General features: G+C 31.9%; 15 protein-coding genes. 3 read left to right on the top strand and 12 right to left on the bottom strand.

Features of this window, described 5'->3' with window-relative positions; genetic code table 11:
- Window positions 1-6: 6 nt before the first annotated feature.
- From BN2665_RS10275 to BN2665_RS10250, 6 genes are all read right to left on the bottom strand, one after another.
- Window positions 7-1,593 carry a response regulator transcription factor gene (locus tag BN2665_RS10275; RefSeq protein ID WP_055667011.1) on the bottom strand — a complete coding sequence of 529 codons (1,587 nt, stop codon included), beginning with the start codon at window positions 1,591-1,593 and terminating at the stop codon, window positions 7-9.
- Window positions 1,594-1,870: 277 nt separating this feature from the next.
- Window positions 1,871-4,096: a glycoside hydrolase family 65 protein gene (locus BN2665_RS10270; RefSeq protein WP_055667010.1), complete on the bottom strand. Its 2,226-nt coding sequence runs from the start codon at window positions 4,094-4,096 to the stop codon at window positions 1,871-1,873.
- A 17-nt stretch (window positions 4,097-4,113) separates the two neighbouring features.
- On the bottom strand, window positions 4,114-4,935 hold the full coding sequence (locus tag BN2665_RS10265) for a carbohydrate ABC transporter permease (protein WP_082435871.1): 822 nt from the start codon (window positions 4,933-4,935) through the stop codon (window positions 4,114-4,116).
- Window positions 4,936-4,951: 16 nt separating this feature from the next.
- Window positions 4,952-5,818 (bottom strand): carbohydrate ABC transporter permease, encoded by an 867-nt coding sequence (locus BN2665_RS10260; protein WP_055667009.1) that lies wholly within the window; start codon window positions 5,816-5,818, stop codon window positions 4,952-4,954.
- A gap of 305 nt (window positions 5,819-6,123) precedes the next feature.
- Complete coding sequence (locus BN2665_RS10255; protein WP_055667008.1) at window positions 6,124-6,912, bottom strand: class I SAM-dependent methyltransferase; 789 nt, start codon at window positions 6,910-6,912, stop codon at window positions 6,124-6,126.
- Window positions 6,913-7,498: 586 nt separating this feature from the next.
- A complete protein-coding gene (locus BN2665_RS10250) occupies window positions 7,499-7,813 on the bottom strand; it encodes a DUF3795 domain-containing protein (RefSeq protein WP_055667007.1) in 315 nt (104 codons plus the stop codon).
- A gap of 249 nt (window positions 7,814-8,062) precedes the next feature.
- Here BN2665_RS10250 and BN2665_RS10245 point away from each other — a divergent pair, with 249 nt between their 5' ends.
- Window positions 8,063-8,338 carry a YmaF family protein gene (locus tag BN2665_RS10245; protein ID WP_055667006.1) on the top strand — a complete coding sequence of 92 codons (276 nt, stop codon included), beginning with the start codon at window positions 8,063-8,065 and terminating at the stop codon, window positions 8,336-8,338.
- A gap of 84 nt (window positions 8,339-8,422) precedes the next feature.
- On the opposite strand, the gene BN2665_RS10240 is transcribed toward BN2665_RS10245, so the two are convergent.
- The 5 genes from BN2665_RS10240 to BN2665_RS10220 all read right to left on the bottom strand — a co-directional run bounded on the left by BN2665_RS10240 (window position 8,423) and on the right by BN2665_RS10220 (window position 12,566).
- Window positions 8,423-9,352 carry a DUF2935 domain-containing protein gene (locus BN2665_RS10240; protein ID WP_055667005.1) on the bottom strand — a complete coding sequence of 310 codons (930 nt, stop codon included), beginning with the start codon at window positions 9,350-9,352 and terminating at the stop codon, window positions 8,423-8,425.
- Window positions 9,353-9,440: 88 nt separating this feature from the next.
- The gene (locus BN2665_RS10235; protein WP_055667129.1) at window positions 9,441-10,349 is read right to left on the bottom strand and encodes an aminoglycoside phosphotransferase family protein; all 909 of its coding nucleotides are present in this window, start codon (window positions 10,347-10,349) and stop codon (window positions 9,441-9,443) included.
- 300 nt (window positions 10,350-10,649) lie between these two features.
- Complete coding sequence (def, locus tag BN2665_RS10230; RefSeq protein WP_055667004.1) at window positions 10,650-11,102, bottom strand: peptide deformylase; 453 nt, start codon at window positions 11,100-11,102, stop codon at window positions 10,650-10,652.
- A complete protein-coding gene (locus BN2665_RS10225) occupies window positions 11,103-11,339 on the bottom strand; it encodes a helix-turn-helix transcriptional regulator (protein WP_055667003.1) in 237 nt (78 codons plus the stop codon).
- 159 nt (window positions 11,340-11,498) lie between these two features.
- On the bottom strand, window positions 11,499-12,566 hold the full coding sequence (locus BN2665_RS10220) for a mannose-1-phosphate guanylyltransferase (RefSeq protein WP_055667002.1): 1,068 nt from the start codon (window positions 12,564-12,566) through the stop codon (window positions 11,499-11,501).
- A 316-nt stretch (window positions 12,567-12,882) separates the two neighbouring features.
- Between BN2665_RS10220 and gltS the strand changes: the two genes are divergently transcribed.
- Both gltS and BN2665_RS10210 read left to right on the top strand, forming a co-directional pair.
- Window positions 12,883-14,064: a sodium/glutamate symporter gene (gene gltS / locus BN2665_RS10215; protein ID WP_055667001.1), complete on the top strand. Its 1,182-nt coding sequence runs from the start codon at window positions 12,883-12,885 to the stop codon at window positions 14,062-14,064.
- A gap of 74 nt (window positions 14,065-14,138) precedes the next feature.
- Window positions 14,139-14,702 (top strand): hypothetical protein, encoded by a 564-nt coding sequence (locus tag BN2665_RS10210; RefSeq protein WP_055667000.1) that lies wholly within the window; start codon window positions 14,139-14,141, stop codon window positions 14,700-14,702.
- A gap of 110 nt (window positions 14,703-14,812) precedes the next feature.
- On the opposite strand, the gene BN2665_RS10205 is transcribed toward BN2665_RS10210, so the two are convergent.
- Entirely contained in the window at window positions 14,813-18,046 is a 3,234-nt protein-coding gene (locus tag BN2665_RS10205; protein WP_074042268.1) for a DEAD/DEAH box helicase, read from the bottom strand.
- Window positions 18,047-18,084: the final 38 nt, after the last annotated feature.

The raw sequence follows: 18,084 nt of genomic DNA, 5'->3' as shown, positions 1-18,084 counted from the left end.
TTATTCTTATTTTGACTTGTACTCCTTTGGACTACAGCCACAATATTTTGTAAAAACATGAGTAAAATAAGCTGGGTCCTCTATACCAACTTCACTGCCAACCTCGGACACCTTTGCTGAAGGCCGTTTTAATAGTTTTTTTGCCACTTCGATCCTATACCTGTTTAATGCATCAATTAGAGTATCTCCCGTTTCTTTTTTGTAAAGCCTGCTTAGATAGCTGCCATTAACATGTAAATAGCCTGCTATGGTATTTAAGCTTATATTCTTACTATAATTTTGCCTAATGTACTTATTTACTTCTCGTACTAATAAGCTTTTACTATTCTCGTTATTCTTCGCTATCTCTAAAATGTATTCTATTATAAAGGAGCTTACTTCAAATAGACTTTGTAAAGATTTGCTTTCATTAATTTTTTGATAAATTATAGTTTCTTGATCCTTTAAGTTATGCTGAATGATATTATAGTTTTCAAAGGCGCTCAAGCAAGATGAAAATAAAATTATCATCTTTGTTTTAGCTTGTTCTAAGGATAAACCACTATCCATAAAACTATCGAATATTATGATTAACTCTTTTGTTATTTCTTCTAGATCACCATTGTTAATCAGTTCTTTAATAGCTTCGAGATCTTCAACACTATTACCACTACTTATATCATGCTCTTTTGCCTCATCTGCATAAACATTGATCCTTCCATTATTTGAATAGACCTTAGAAAGAGCTTTTAAGGCTTGCTTATAGGCTTTTGAAAGATTCTGGATATCTTCATGCTTTTCACTTATAGCAAATTTAATGCTATAATTAGTGAATTGCTTAATCATATTATTAACCTCTTTACATAGACTAACAATGCTAGGTATTTGTATATCGATTGTATTACAATATAAAATTATTATCCCTAGATTTTTCTCCATTTTTATAATGCTATACTCATAATCTTTAAAAGCCATGTTTATAAAATTATATATAACCTTTACATCTTTATGCTCATTACTATTATTGCTATTAAAAAAGCTATGAAGAACATTGCTTTCATAAGCTATTACATAGTAAACCTTGTCATTGAGATCGTACTCTTTCAGCTTTTCTCCTATTTCTTCTTTATCAATTATGGTATCCTTAGCTAAATCCATTAAAAACTTATACCTGAGATTTTCCTGCTTTTCATTAATTATGATTTTTAGCGTTTCTATATTGTTTTCCTTCTGTCTTTGTTCTAAAATAATTTTCTTAACTTTTTCTATAGCTAAGGGTAATTCATCTATAAACTCTGTTTTAACCACATATTCAGATACATTATGTTTAATGGCCAGCTGAGCATTAGTAAAATCAGAATAAGCCGTAAGCAAAATAACCTTTGTCTTCTGCTTATTAAGCTTTACATATTCCGCCACCTCCAAGCCATTCATACCAGGCATCTTTATATCGCATATTACTATATCTACTTCATTACCTTTTAAATATTCCACGGCCTCTAATCCATTGGCACAGTCTTTTATTACCTCACAGTTCATACCATTCCAATCCATAAGAGATATTATACCATTTCTTATATGTCGTTCATCGTCCACAATTAATACTTTAAACAATTACAAGCCTCCTTTTAAATCTACTACAACGTTTACCATTTTAAGCTCTTTTAGCTTGTACATTTGCTTCGACTTATGTTATAAAGATTACTACTTTTATAGCAAAACCTCCTACAGCAAATATTATACTATAGGAGATTATTTTTTTATATCTATATTCTATTATAGGGAAACAACTTCAACTAATAACTTACACATACACCATAATGGCTTAAAGATGCCATTTTGTAACATGTATAAGTTAAGTCTACGTAGTGTTTCCCTATATTACAAGCTGCTAAAGCTCATAAATCTCGGTTTTATCTTTCATAACTTCAATCTTATAGGTTTTTCCTCTCCACATTAACTTAAGCTCTACTTTTGTCCATTCTTTAGGTAAGTTTGCTTTGGTACTTTTAACCTGAGCTTCATTCATAGCCGTATCTATTCCTGCTATACCAGTCATCATAAGCTGCCATAGGCATCCACAGTTTGCTATGTGTATTCCTTCTTCTGCTCCACCTAAATTTTCATTGAAATCAAGGTCAAAAGCATAGGAAGTAAATTTATCTAAATGCTCTTTATTTCCTATCCAAGAAGCTACTATAGCATGATTTACCGGGGATAATGAGGAATCATGAGTAGTTATAGGCTCATAGTGTTCATAGGTATTTGTAATCTGTTCAGTAGTAAATTCCTTTTTAAACAACATAGCTAAAGCTAAAGCATCTGCTTGCTTTAAGCATTTTGAACGATATAACTTTTCTTGAGTCGCAAAGAATCCAAAAGGTCTTGTTTTATCCTTCCATAAGCCTTTAATATCTATATCAGCATATTGTTCAAAGTCTTCACTTTGTAATATATAATTCTTTTCCTTATTCATTGGAATAGGTAATTTCTCTGCTATTTCTGAAAAAAGCTCCAACTCCTGCTTTGATATAGAAAGCTTATTCCAAAGCTTTTCATAAGCTGCACTATCTTTATTTTTCATAATTTCTAAGCTTTCAATAGCCTTTTCTAGGTTTAGCTTTACCATTCTGTTAGTAAAGGAATTGTTTCGAGTCATGGCAGAATACTCATCCGGTCCCATTACATTGATCAGGTCAAAGCCGTCTGCCTTGTTCTTATCCACTCTATCACACCAAAATCTTGCTGTTTCTATAAGAATTTCAGCTCCATAGTTAAGTAAAAAATCATAATCCTTTGTGGCAGAAAAATAATGCCATATTCCATAAGCTATATCTGCTGTGATATGCACTTCATTATCAGCGTACTCCCATAAAGAACACTGCTCATCTCCTCTTATAGCAGATTGCCAAGGATATCTAGCTCCTTTGCAATTATACCTTTCAGCATTCTCTTTAGCTCCCTCTAGAGTGTTATATCTATACAACAGCAAGCTTCTGGCTGCCTTAGGATTGGTATAGATATAAAATGGTAATAAAAATATTTCAGTATCCCAAAAGTATCTTCCGTAATAGGCCTCTCCTGCAAAGCCCTTGGCGCAGATTGCCATTCTTGAATCTTCTTCATTATTGCTCCTTAAAAGATGATATATAGAAAATCTCATAGAAAGCTGATCTCTATGATTTCCTTCTATTTTAACATCGCTTATATCCCATTTCTCATACCAGATATTCCTATGTTCTTCATAAAGCTCTTCAAAGGATAGATTTGAGGATTTTATTAGATTCAATCCTCTTCCTTTTAAATCTCCTGGTTCTAAGTCCCTATCAGTAAGTATCACTGAATGTTTTTCAAAAACATAGCTTTCACCGGCCTTGATAAGCTTCTCACCTTTATAGCTAATGTTTTTTTCATATTTAACTATATCAAAATCTATATCACTACATCTAAGAGTACATAACTCCATAACGCTGTTACCCATATCAGTTTTACAAGTTAAGGATATAATATCTGATATTGCACTAGTAGTCATTTCCGTAAAATGATTATAGCCATTAGTGGTGACATTTCCATCTATACCAGCTTCTACATATAGCCTAGCACTACCCTCTAGCACCTCTGCTTCTATGCGCTGAACAAATAGATGTTTTTGCTTCATGCTGGCAAATCTTTCATAGGTGAATTTTATTTTACAGCTGCCATCTTTAGGCATCCATATAAATTCTCTTATAATAGTTCCATCCTTTAAATTAAGCTTTCTTTTATAGTGAGCTATATTTGATAACTCCATATCAAGGTTCTCATCCCCAATACTAAAGGAAAAACCCATAAAGTAGGGTAGGTTTATAATTACCTCATTAAGCGCAGGATGACTTCCCATTATGGTAGGTACATAAGTGCCCCACTTTGATATAGGGTTCCTTTGTATTTCCGTTGTAACGCTTTTAAAGCTTCTTTCATAGATATCTCCCTGAGAAGCTCCCTTAAGGCCTTCCTCAAAGCTTGCCCTCACATCCAAGTATCCATTTCCTTGGCAAAAGGCTCCTTCGTAATATTTACTTTTATCAATATTAAAACTCTCTTCTGTTATTATCCAATTATTAAAATCCTTATTCATAGTTAATCCTCCTATGTTTACCCCTTTACTGAACCTGCTGCTAAACCAGATACAACCTGCTCCTGAAGAGCTACATATACTAATATACTCGGTATAGTTACTAGAACCACCGCAGCAAACATAGCACCATAATCACTAGCAAAGGCACTCTTAAAGTAATACAATGCTAGGGGCAAAGTTCTTTTGTCATTACCCGTGGTTAGTGTCAGAGCAAATTGGAATTCATTCCAAGATAGTAAAAATTGTAATACCCCAGCAGTGGCAAAGGCTGGCTTGGCTATAGGCAAAATAATGCCTGCAAAGGTCTTGAAAAATCCAGCACCATCTAAATAAGCTGACTCTTCAAGCTCCTTTGGTATAGTAAGAAAATAACTCATCATAATAAACAAAGTAGTAGGAAGTCCAAAACCAGCATATACGATGATAAGACCTAGCAAACTATCATATAACCCTGCTTTGTTTACTGTGATATAAAGAGGTTGAAGAAGAGCTGCACTTGGAATTAACAAGGCTAAAGAAAACATAATCTTAAAAAATTTCTTCCCTCTAAAGTTATGCCTAGCTATAACATAAGCTGCCATGCTAACAGCGATAAGATTTAAGGCTGTACTTCCTATAGCTACAATAATACTGTTAACATAAAATTTAGCAAGGGGAGCTATTTTAAAGGCTGTAGAATAATTAGAAAACTTAAAGCCATTGGCAAAGCCCCTAGTCGATGATAGTATATCTGCATTTCCCTTAAAAGAAGATAGCAGTACCCATATAAAAGGTCCAATAGATAAACCTATAATAGCAATTAAAAATATACCTATAAATGTTTTAGTTATATACTTCATTAATTTCACCACCCTGTTAATATGATTCTCCCGTTTTATAGATTTTGCTTATAAGTCCTACAGATATCAGTCCCAATATAATTAAATACACTCCTCCAGTATTAGCAAGACTAAAATTATTTTCCTTTAAAGCTGTTTGGTAGATAAACATTGGTAAATTCAAAGTCTTATTTCCTGGTCCCCCAGAGGTAGTCATCATTATAATATCTAGCTTTTGCAGCATACTAGTTGCAGAAAGTATAGTTGCAGTTCCGATAATATTTCTTAATAATGGCAGGGTTATTAATCTAATGATCTGAAACTCTGTGGCTCCATCTACCTTGGCTGCTTCATAGACATCTTCTGAAATAGCTGCCATTTCAGCTAACACAAGTATTGCTACCACCGCTGCAAAAGGTAACCAAGTTATAGTTACTGTAAAAAATGAAGTTTTAGGGTCCATAAACCAGTTTTGAGAAAAATCTGTAAAACCTAAGGCTCTTATAAGGTTATTCACTGCTCCAAATTGAGGATTAAATATGCATAGGAAAAGCAATCCTAGAGCAGCACTAGATATGATATTAGGTATCATAAACGCAGTTCTTGCAAATTTAAAGTACCATTTCTTTCTTGAAAGTATTATGGCAAATATCACTCCTATGCCCACATGAACAGTGGATTGTAATAGAATCCATATAATTGTATTTATAAGGCTTTTAATAAAATCTGCATTCTTGAAAAGTTCTATATAGTTCTTTAATCCTACAAAATTAATTTTTGATCCTATGCTCCAATCGGTAAAGGAAGTTACCACCAGTACTCCAATTGAAAAAGCATATACAAATATGAATATAAGGGTTGCAGGAATTAAAAATGCTGCTATCCATTTCTTATTGTTATTCATAAAGCCACTCCCTCTATAATAAATTCAAATTTATTGTAAACCTTTTAACCTTTACTTTGAATGTAAAATATGTACCTATTATTGTATTAATTTTGCTTATTTGATTAATGGCACTTTTCTTAAAAAATATATAATAAAATTCTTATAATATTTTTTCTTTTCTTGTAATATTTCTACTTTTTCTAAGATAAAGCTAAAACACCTAGGGTCATACGTAACCTCTAGGTGTTTTTAATATCCTTATTAAACCGTAATATTAAGAATGCGTATACTTATTTTTTACCTTACAATCTTGAATTTACATATTAAGCTTCGACTTTATTTCCTTTAGATGCTACTAAGGTAAACTCTCCTGGAATATTTTTATGAGAATCAAATCTTGGACCTTCAACCAGCTTTTCAACAATAAACCCTGCTGCTGCAAAAGAGCTTATAATTTCACCCATAGTCCAATACCTCAAAAGACACTTAGGGAATTCCTTCTGCTCATCATCCGTGAAAAATCTTTCATAAGCTACTCCCTCAGGCTTTAATTCATCCTCAAAATAATTCCCTGTTATCTCTAAGTCATTATCATCAAAAACATCTCTAGATTTAAATATTTTCCTAATAGGATGAAAATCATTTAAAACTAGTTTGCCCCCTGCTTTTAGAAGTGCATATGTTTTCTTTGAAAACTCATTTAAATCTAAAAAGTAATGCAGTATTCCGCCTTCTAGATAAGCAATATCAAAGCTATTATGAATTTCATCAATATTTAATTCTAAAAAATCTGATAGGATATAGGTTAAATTTACACCTGCTTCTTTAGCAACTTCCAGAGCATATTTCTTGTTTTCTTCAGAAATATCTACAATAGTCACATCAGCACCAAGTATGGCTAATGGAACTGCCTTCTTCCCACAGGAACCGAGTAGGTTAGCTATTTTCTTTTCCTTTACATCCCCGAGAAACTCCATATGTCTGCGTAAATATGTCTCAGGATGTTTTATCATATCTTTAGCAACTTTATTAGACACTCCTAGATTACTTGTCCAAAATTCATAGGCTCTATAAGACCAGGCTTCTTTATTTGCTATACTTTGTTCATTCATTACATTCGCACCTCTCCTTGAATATTTATTGGGCTTTTCTTAAGAAATCAGAAAATTATTAAAGAAATCAATATTTCTATCAGTGCCGTAATTACTGTACTGATATCTTGTCTCAGAATAAGAATAGAAGTAAAGGCATTGATGCAGCTATGAAACAAAATACAAATAAACACACTGTTTGTAATTCTTTTAATTATGGCTAAAGAAAAAGATGCCCCCAATACAGAAATAGCAAAATACCCAAAGTGAGCTGTGGATTGATAAGTACCTTGAATAAACCATAGAGGAAGGTGCCAAAATGCCTAAATCACAGCAGTTACAATATTTGCAGTGAGAAAATCTAATTTTTTTCTAATTCTGGCTGTAAAATCCCTCGCCACCCGATTTCTTCAAAGCCTCCACCAACCATCATTGGCACAATGTATAAGAACCCTATAAGGCAACTAATAGTCCCCTCCGTGGATTTCATAGCTATGAGCGCAATAAAATGCAACAAAAACAGAAGTATAATAAAACTCAAAGAATAGGGCTTTTTAATAGAAAAGGTAAATTTAAGAATAATTCAATTATAATAAATTAAATTGTATTATTCCTTATCTGATTTTAGTGTTCTTAGCCTTAGATAAGTTTCTTTATCACTTGCCCAATTCTTCAAATTAATTAATCTTTCTCCGTTATCACCATGTTCTCCATTATTAAAAGCCTCTTGTAATTTTCCACAGGGCAAGTTTGAACAATGTCCGCAGTGATTATATTCCTTATCAATAGAGCATTTCGCAATAGAGCATTCTCCCCAAAATGGTTTCCCTTGACAGGCTTGACAGCCTAGACAATTTGTTTTTTCTTTCCACTCACATGCTCCACAGTAAGTACCGCACCTTCCAATCATTTGTTTATCCATAATATACCTCGCCCTCTCAATTTTAAAAATATATAATTATTAAGTTCTCACTAATGCTCGTGCTTTAGAATATAATTAGTGAATCATATAGAAATTATAACATAATTGTATAATAACGGGATATATAAAATAACTTTTAGATAATATATAAGTATCACGTTTCTTGCTTCTCAGAACTATTTACATTCACAAAAATGCTAAAGTCTAACATATTATATTAAATAGAAGCAATATTACAAGGAGAATAAAATGTACCATACTCATAACTATTCAGGAAAAACCTCATTTAACCATGGTCACAGTCATGAATATGATGGTGAGACTTCTGCCGCTCCCTCTGGAATCCCTCATATTCACTATATAGTTGGATATACTGATTATGCATATGGACATAGTCACTATTATTCACTTCAGACAAGTCCTGACTACGAGGCACCGGGAGGCCATATTCATTATATCTCAGGCGTAACTTATATAACTGCAGACCATTACCATTTTATAAAAGATAAAACTAGTGTTGACTAAATTATTAAAAATACAGTAGTCTTCATAAGTCTAAATAATTATGGCTGTTCTTACATTATATTAAAAACAGCCATTCATTAACTACTATATATTTATTTTTTTAAAACCCTTTAATATTCTTATATAATGATTTGCTTCCCTAACTACATGATCTCCAAGAAGGGGGAAAGCGATAGATCTAATTGTACACTGTATAAGACCTTCCGTGCCTTGCTTTTTAAAATCTCTAATTCCAACAGTATTTATAAGGCTCTTATCTGTTACTGATGGTAATAGTCCCAAATTTTTAGATAAGTTTTTGGCTTCTTCCGTAAGCTCATCGAACTTTTTCCCAAAATCATTTGCAGTATCAAAGAGCTTCTCTTCAGTGGGATCTAACAGTCCTCTGATAAATTTTGAGTGTTCAGCCATAATCTTGTTCCAGAAGGTCTCTTGATAAACAACTTCTCTAGCTATGTCGAACTCCTCTTTTTTCTGCAGCTTTCTAAGCATTCTTAAATAGAATTTAGCTTCTCTTAAAATATGATCGATAAGTAATGGATAGTTTGTTGTAAACATTCTGCAGGACAATACATTCTGAAGTAAATTACTCTTAAAACTTGCAATTTGCTGTGCAGCCATAATGGCTCTATTATTTAGATCTTCAACCATTCTTACAGTACGCATAGTAATTGGTCTTGGGCTAGCCGTAGATAATCCTGCTTCCATTCTAGTTATATTAGAATCAATGCAAATACTAGTATAGAATTCAGTTTTTCTTTCTGAATCTAAGGTTAAATCAGTTACAAGTTCTCCTGAATTTGTAACTTCTGGACTGATTATACCCTCAGATATCCTAATGGTTTCTACTAACAGCTGGCTAAACATATTCTTTAGCATTTCTGCTTGCTCAATGAAGAGTTGATCTCTTTCAGTAAAGCCTGCCTCTAAAAATATAGAGTGCTCTTTTGCTATTCTCATAAAAAATAAGTTTAACTCTAAGGATTGTCTTACAAATTCACTGTTTGATATCATCTCAAACCCCACTATATTTAATTACCGTACCATAATATGCATAACAGGATTAATTTGCTACTATAAATAAAAAAATTAATTTATGATTCTATATTGTTTCTGCGAAAGCAACATTTTTTATAAGTATCGGATATTCCTCAGGGGGTGAGCCGTCTTCTACACTCCAGCATACACTCATCGCAGTTTCCACATAAAGGCATTGCTTTAATATGTAACTTGGAATATTAAGTCTTTTTTCTAAGAAGCATATTATATAGTTTATTTTCTTATATGATTCCTTAGTTATTTCTTCATCAAATTCATTTAATATAAAACGTGCAACATCAAATATCGGGTCACCTATTACACCTTTAGGATCTATAATTATATACTCTCCATCATTACCAAGTAAAATATTATCATGGTGAAAGTCGCCATGGAGCAGCATTTTTTGTGAATACAAAGTAGAAACCGATAAACATATATCTTTTGCTTTTCTCATATACAAATATAACTCTTCACAATCTTGTCTCTTCCTCATATATTCTGTTATCCTACAGACCCACCCTGTATAAGTTGGATATATATCTGCTTTAATGGGCGCTATATGCAAGCCTTTATATAGGGAACAAAATACGGACAGTCTCTTATCAAGAGAACTCTCATCCCTTAAAGGACTTCCCGGCTGAACACATTCTTCAAGCATGACGCCCTTTTCAATATCAGCATCAAAAACTCTACAAAATCCTCTACCTTTATATTCACACAAAGTATTAAATTCTGTAAATATCTCTTTAAACGAAGGATTGCCTATTTTGAGCACTACGCTTCCAAAGTTTTCTGAATAGCATTTAAAAATTAAGTTTGAAGAATATGAAGGAATGAATTGAAAAGAGGTTAAAGCCCATTTATCAGCATATACTTCAATATCTCTTAAAACCTTTTCATAAAATTCTTTACCAAAGCGATTAATTATACTTTCGATTTCATTTTTCCTGAAGGAATAATGCTTGTTCATATTTATCATTTACCTCCACATTATATAAAGTAATCTTTAGTTCACATTTAATTACAAAGACATATTAACTATATTTTGATATTATTCAAATATTCAATGTTTACAAAACATTACACAAAAATTATAACATAACTGTATAATAAAGGTACACGTAAAATTACTAATTTCAATTTAAAAACACCTATAGGCAATCAAATTTCCTCTAGGTGTTTTCTTATGGCTAATTATTAAAACTTTGACAATATAAATTATTTCCTATTAATTGGTAATGCAATGATATTATAAGAATACTAAATAATGTTACTTTATATATTCGGTAACTAAATCGGTAAAAAGTATACCTTCTAAATGATCTATTTCATGACAGAAGCACTTCGCTAAATCTCCTGTACCTATTAGCATAATTTCTTCTCCATTTTCATCTAATGCTTGAACTGTTACCTTTTCAGGTCTCATTAATTTTCCCCATGTATTAGGAATACTCAAACACCCTTCTATAACTTCCTGACTTCCCTCTTCTTTAATTATCTTTGGATTAACTAATTTTATAAGTCCTTGTCCCATGTCTATTACAACTAATCGTTTTAATATACCTATTTGTGGAGCTGCTAATCCTCCACCATTTTCTGTATTGTACATGGTATCTGCCATATCATTTAGTATTTGCCTTATTTTATCATCTACTTTTTCAACTGTTCTGCTCTTTTTTCTTAGTATTTCATCACCATAAATTCTAATTTGCCTTAAAGCCATCTAAATCCCTCCTCTACTCTGCTGTGCCCTGGATTTTCTTTCACTCTCTTCAAAGAGAAAAACCTCTTCTATAGAACGCTGAAATATTTTGCAAATATCATAAGCTAACCATATGGATGGTTCAAACTTTTCTGTTTCAATAGCATTAATTGCTTGTCTTGAAACACCCACCAGTTTTCCTAATTGTTCTTGTGTTAATCCAAGAGATTCACGAAATTCTTTTATCTTATTTTTCACTAGTATCCACCTCTGTAATGTTAACCTTACATCACAAATATAACAATATATTTACAACATGTCAAGTTAACCTTACTTAATTAGAAATGAATAAACACACCAATATATAAAGCACCTATAGGCAATTGACTTTACCTATAGGTGTTTTCTTAAAGCTCATTATAAAAACTTTAATAGCTTTGAATCTTCCTTTAATTCATTAAATAGATGTTTTACTTCTTGGTCTTTGGTTTTGTCCATTATCAATAAAACATCTCCTGCATCCACTATTATCAAATCCTTTATTCCAAATCCTATTATTAAGGAATCTTTACTAAATACAGAGCAATTTTCACTTTGCTCTAAGAATACATTATCAGACACACTATTTCCTCGGAAATTTTTTAAGAATCTTTTTAAGGCTGAAAAACTGCCTATATCATCCCAAAGAAATTCAGACTTTATTACATAAGCCTTTCTTGTTTTTTGCATAATGCCAAAATCCACAGAAATACCATCTATAATATTATATTGCTCTCTTATAACCTCAGACTCATTTTCATCCCCAAGACTCTGATATATCTGCATCAAGCTTTTATACATCTTGGGTAAATACTTTTCCATCTCCCTTAAGAATACGTCAGCTCTCCATACGAACATGCCGCTGTTCCATAAATAGGTGCCCTTAAGCAAAAAATCCTTTGCTACTTCAACATTAGGTTTTTCAGTAAATCTATCTACTCTAAAGGTTGCAATACCCATGTTGATTCTTTGTCCCATTTCAATATATCCATAGCCAGTTTCTGGCCAAATAGGATTAACACCTATGGTTACAAGACCTCTTCTTTTTTCTGCTATTTCTACAGCTTGCTCTAAGGTATCTAAAAATTCTTTTTCTCCTTCAATAAAATGATCTGAAGGTAAAACTATCATAACAGCATCCTTATCTTTTTTTAAAAGTTTAACTGCTGAAAGACCTATACAGGTGGCAGTTTCCTTATTAGCAGGCTCTGCAAATATATTTTCTTTATTGATTTCAGGTAACTCTTGTTGTATTTTATCCAAGTACTCTTCATTGGTAACGATATAGATGTTCTCTTTACTGATAATAGGTTTTACTCTATCCACAGTATTTCTCAAAAAACTTTTATTATTAACTACTTTAAGGAATTGCTTTGGATTATTTGATCTAGATAGCGGGTATAGTCTTGTTCCTTTCCCTCCTGCTAAGATGAGTGCATATAACACCAGTACTCACTCCATATATTGCTATGTTTTATAATATGACATAGATTTATTTATTGTGAAAAAGTTTATCAATATTCATTGTAAGTTTTTGTGAACTATCACCGAGAAAGAGAATAGAGATTTTATTCTTAACTTTTAAAGAATATGAAAGTTATAAAACGAATATTGCATTTTAAATCTCTTTTTTATTTTCTTATCCTCAAAAACACCTGTCTATAATATGTTTTTCTTTTCTTCCTTTTATATCCCTTTGATTTTTTGCAAGTTTTATCATATAATCTTGCTTATATTTTGAAAACTGAAAGGTGGATACCCTATGAATGTGAAATTGGATATGATTCAAACCGTAGCATTAGCAATTATAGTTTACTATTTAGGTCTATGGGTTAAAGGAAAAGTAGCATTATTAGAACAATTCTGTATACCTGCTCCTGTAGTTGGAGGATTAATTTTTGCAATCTTAAATTTATTTCTTAGGCAAAATAATATTCTAATACTAACCTTAGATACCACTCTTCAAAATCCTTTTATGCTAGTGTTTTTTACATCCATAGGCTTGGGAGCTAGTTTAAAATTAATAAGAAAGGGAGGACTTCAAGTTGTAACATTTTTTATAGCAGCTTTACTATTAGTGATTTTGCAGAATGCCTTAGGTATTATTATGTCAAAACTTCTTAATGTAAGTCCTCTTTTAGGTCTTATTGCAGGTTCTATAACCATGACTGGCGGTCATGGCACTGGTGCCACCTGGGGAGCTTTATTTGAAAAAAGCTTAGGATTTCACGGTGCTACCACTGCTGCCATGGCAGCAGCTACTTTTGGATTAGTATCAGGTAGTTTAATTGGCGGCCCTATAGGTAGGACTCTTATTAATAAATATAAATTAATTTCAAAATCTGGAGAATTTATTATACATTCTAAGGAAGATGAAAATATTATAAATTATAGCGAATTATTTAGAACCTTTTCTATAATAGTAATCTCTATAGCTTTGGGGTCTATGTTAGAAATATTGTTTAAAAAATTAGTTCTAACTCTTCCCTCTTATATAAACGCTATGATAATTGCAGCTATAATTTTAAATCTAGGAGAGAATACTGGGAAGTGGCATATAAATATTAAATGCGTAGATATTTTAGGTAACATAGGACTGAATATATTTTTATCCATGGCTCTAATCAACCTACAACTATGGCAATTAAAAGATATAGCTGGTCCCATGTTGATAATATTACTGGCTCAAACTATATTGATGATTCTTTTTGCTTATTTTATAACCTTTAAGCTTATGGGGAAGGATTATGATGCAGCAGTTATAGCTTCAGGACATTGCGGCTTTGGCATGGGGGCCACCCCCAATGGCATAGCTAATATGGAGGCAATCACAGAAAAATTTGGGTTAGCTCCTAAAGCTTTCTTTATTCTTCCTATTGTGGGAGCATTTTTAATCGATTTTGCTAATTCCATTGTAATAACCATAATAGTAAATCTTTTATAATCACATAAAAGTAACAAGATTTTAGAAATTGTATATACTATAATTGTGTATAAATATATGCGGAGGAATATCAATTGGAATTTGAACCTAATAGCTTAAATGCTAAGGAAGAATATGAAGACAAGTATGCGGATAGTGAAGAAATATTTGAAGATGATGAGGAGCTTTATGAGCCTTTTAGAGGGGATGAACCTTATTTTCCTTATATGTATTATATGAATCCTATGGATTATGAATATCCTATGGATTATGGCTATCCTGAGGATACTAGATATTTTTACAGACAAAATCCTCCTGTTAGCGGCGGCTGCCCAATAACTATCACACTAGAAAGGTGCAATCCTAACCAAAGAAGATGCACTGTAGTTATAAGGGTTTCTGGTGTAGTAGTTGTAAGAATGCCTGTAAGACTTGAAAATGGCTGCACCCCAGCAAGAGGAGAAGCAATTTTACCTGGTTCACCAAATATCAGAGTAGGAGTAGAAGGACAGATTTGCGTAGATACACGCAGAAGAGAAATATGCTTCAGAGGTACGGCATTTAGAAGAAGGAGAGTTTCGGTAGGCTGTCCTATGAACTGTAGATGGACATGGAGAAGACAAAATCTTTGTAGAGTAACAAGGTGTAGAAGATACTAGATATGTTAAAAAGTAACTAGTCAATACTCAATACTCTTTAAAAACACCCTATTATTCATAACCTCATGAATAATAGGGTGTTTTTTTATATTAAAGTTTATCTCAAATAACTATATTTCAAAAAGTTCTTTTACTTCTTCTATATTCATACTGGATATAAAGCTTTCTGCTAATGCCTCTTCTCCCATGACCTGATTTATTATCTCTTTTTTCTTCTGCTGAAGCTTAAATATTTTTTCTTCAATAGTTCCTTTAGCTATAAGCTTTATCACCTCTACGGTTTTGTTTTGCCCTATTCTATGTGCTCTATCCGTAGCTTGATCTTCCACTGCTGGATTCCACCAAGGGTCAAAATGTATAACCACATCCGCCCCTGTAAGATTTAACCCAGCCCCTCCAGCTTTTAAGGATATTAAAAACACTTTAGTATGATCTTCATTAAACTTTTTAACCAGGGCCAATCTTTCTTCTGCCTTTACAGCTCCATCTAGATACATATATTGAATGTTTCTTCCCATTAGTTCCCTAGCTATATTTTGTAGTACACTGGTAAATTGAGAAAAAAGAAGTATCTTATGATTTTCTTCTATGCAATTTTCTAATACTTCATATAGGGAATTTAATTTGCCACTTTCTCCATTATAATCTGTTATAAAGGTAGAAGGATCACAGCATATTTGCCTCAATCTAGTTAAAGCACTTAATATTTTAAACTTACTTTTATTTAAACCTTTCTGCTCTATTTCTAAGTCTATTTCATCTTTAAGAGAGTTAACATACGCCATATAGAGCTTCTTTTGTTCTTCAGTCATATCCACTACTATTTTATGTTCTATTTTTTCTGGAAGCTCTTTTATTACATCCTTCTTTAACCTTCTTAATATAAATGGCTTAACCTTTTTATTTAGCTCCTCCATGGCTACAGACTCCTTGTGCTTTAATATAGGTATTTCATATTTCGAGGAAAACTTGTTATGGCTTAGTAAGTACCCAGGCATTATAAAATCGAAGATGGACCATAACTCTGAAAGAGAATTTTCTATAGGGGTCCCCGTTAGGGCAAACTTGTTTTTTGCTTTTATGCTTTTAACACATTGAGCATTTTGTGAGCTGGCATTTTTTATCTGCTGAGCTTCATCCAAAATACAATATTTAAATTCTAGGCTTTCATAAGTTTCTATATCTCTCCTTAATAAAGGATAGGAGGTTATAACCACATCTACTTGCTCTATAGATTTTATAAGTTCTTCTCTCTCATCCTTACTTCCTGAAAGAACTAGTACCTTCATCTCGGGAGAGAATTTATCAAATTCTTCTTTCCAATTATACACCAAAGAAGTAGGACATACTACCAAGGAAGGCTTACCTCCTACCTCTGAGCTTAGAAAAGCTATGGTTTGAAGGGTTTTACCAAGTCCCATTTCATCTGCTAATATTCCTCCAAAGCCATAATAAGCTAGAGTCTTAAACCATTTATACCCAATAACTTGATAATTTCTAAGTATTCCCTCCAAATTATAAGGTATATTATAATCCGCCTCTTCCATTTCCTTAACCCCTGACACCAAGGACTTAAAAGCTTTATCCTTATTTATTATAAAAGCACTTCTATTACTCAATATCCTATCCACATATATAGAATTATATTTTGGTAACACTATTTTGTCTTTTTCTAACTCTTCTTCTTTTATATCTAAATACTCTAACAGGTTATTTACACTTTTAAGACTTTCTTCCTCTAATAGCACAAAACCAATATTCTTTAATTTATAGTATTTTTTCTTCTCTCTTAGAGCCTTGAATATATTCTTTAATTCCTCTTTTTCTACTCCTTCAATAGAAAAAGAAAATTCTAGCATATCCTGATCATTTAGTCTTACCTTAGATTTATAAGAAGATGAACTATATATCTTCATATTTTTAAAGTTCTCTGAATAAAGCACCTCTCCAAAGCCTTGTAGCTTTTCAATTCCTTCATATATAAAATCAATTATTTTTTCTTCATCCCTTAGGACTAAGGAATATCCACTCTCTTCAAAGCCCTGTGCTTTAAGTAAGCTTATACCTTGGTTCTCTAAGTCAATATTTCTTATTAATATGCCCTTCTCACTGTCCAGAGCTTCCTTTTTAAATGGATTTATGTCTAAATCTCCATAATTGAATATAATATCTACTCCTAGACCTTCTCCTACTTTATCTAAGTAAAATCTTATATTTAATTCTTCTTCATAAAAATCTTCCCCTAGAGACTCTTCTACCGCTATATTGCCTATGTATTTTAGCTTAGGAAGTATATAAGATGCAAAATTTATCTTATCCTTTTCTTCTATGGTTATATAGGATTTTTTATTACTCTGCATAATCTCTATGAGAGGCACATAAAACTCTTTATTTTTGGGATTCATCTTATATATATTGCCTTCATAAAAAAAGAAATTTCCTTCACCATTTATTGCATAGGGTACTTTATTTTCATTGAAGGCTAGCTTAATATTATCTGCTTCCTTTTGCAATACAAAATCCACATAGAGCTCCTCTTCCTTTATAGCTATCTTTGAATATTCACCTATGGGTAAGGATATGTCAATTCTTTTATTAGCTATTAATTTTATAAATCTTTCTAACTGCTTACTTACTATATATAACCTTTTTCCAGCTACTAACCTATTAGCTCCAGAGGCATATGCATAGCTTGGTAATAATGTTTCACTTATTTCTAAAAGCTCTACAAAAAAATCTGCTATATTTCTATCCTCTTCCGTGAATTCATAAAGATTAAAATCTAATATAAAATTTTTTCCAAATTGAAGACTTTTCTTATACACATAGCTATCAATAAACTCCTTCATACTCTTTACTGTATAGGTTTTATCTTCTCCAATTCTTAATTCCACATAATTTTCTATATACTCATGAGGATCATAAAAAAGCTTTAACTCTAAGTTCACTTTTTTCTTTTCGCTAGGACTAATACTATTTTGACTTTTATATACTTCTATTAAATTGTCTATGTCGCTAGGATTATAAATTTCTGTTTCATTAATGTATTTTAAATAGACTGCTATTATATGCTTACATATATTCTTTTTATTGTCTTGATAATCAGGACAAGTACAACTGCTTTCTAGCAGTTCATAATTTTTTAAAAACAATCTAACTAAATACTCATTATAACTGGAGGAATCAACTAAAGCTTCTACAAATTCCCCATCTTCATCGTCCGCATTTTTATATTTGCTCTTTTTTAAATCTAATACATATCCTCCTTTATAACATTCAAGTCCTTTTTTATAAATCAGATCATGGCAATTAGATTTTATATTTCCTTCCTTTATAAAACTCATTTACTTATACCTCATATAATCATTTAAAAAAAGATTCC

Origin of the sequence: Desnuesiella massiliensis (assembly GCF_001403615.1) — a bacterium.
In the GTDB taxonomy this organism is placed as follows: domain Bacteria; phylum Bacillota; class Clostridia; order Clostridiales; family Clostridiaceae; genus Desnuesiella; species Desnuesiella massiliensis.
Note: the sequence above shows the minus strand (reverse complement) of the source record. Positions and strands in the feature narration are given on the sequence as shown.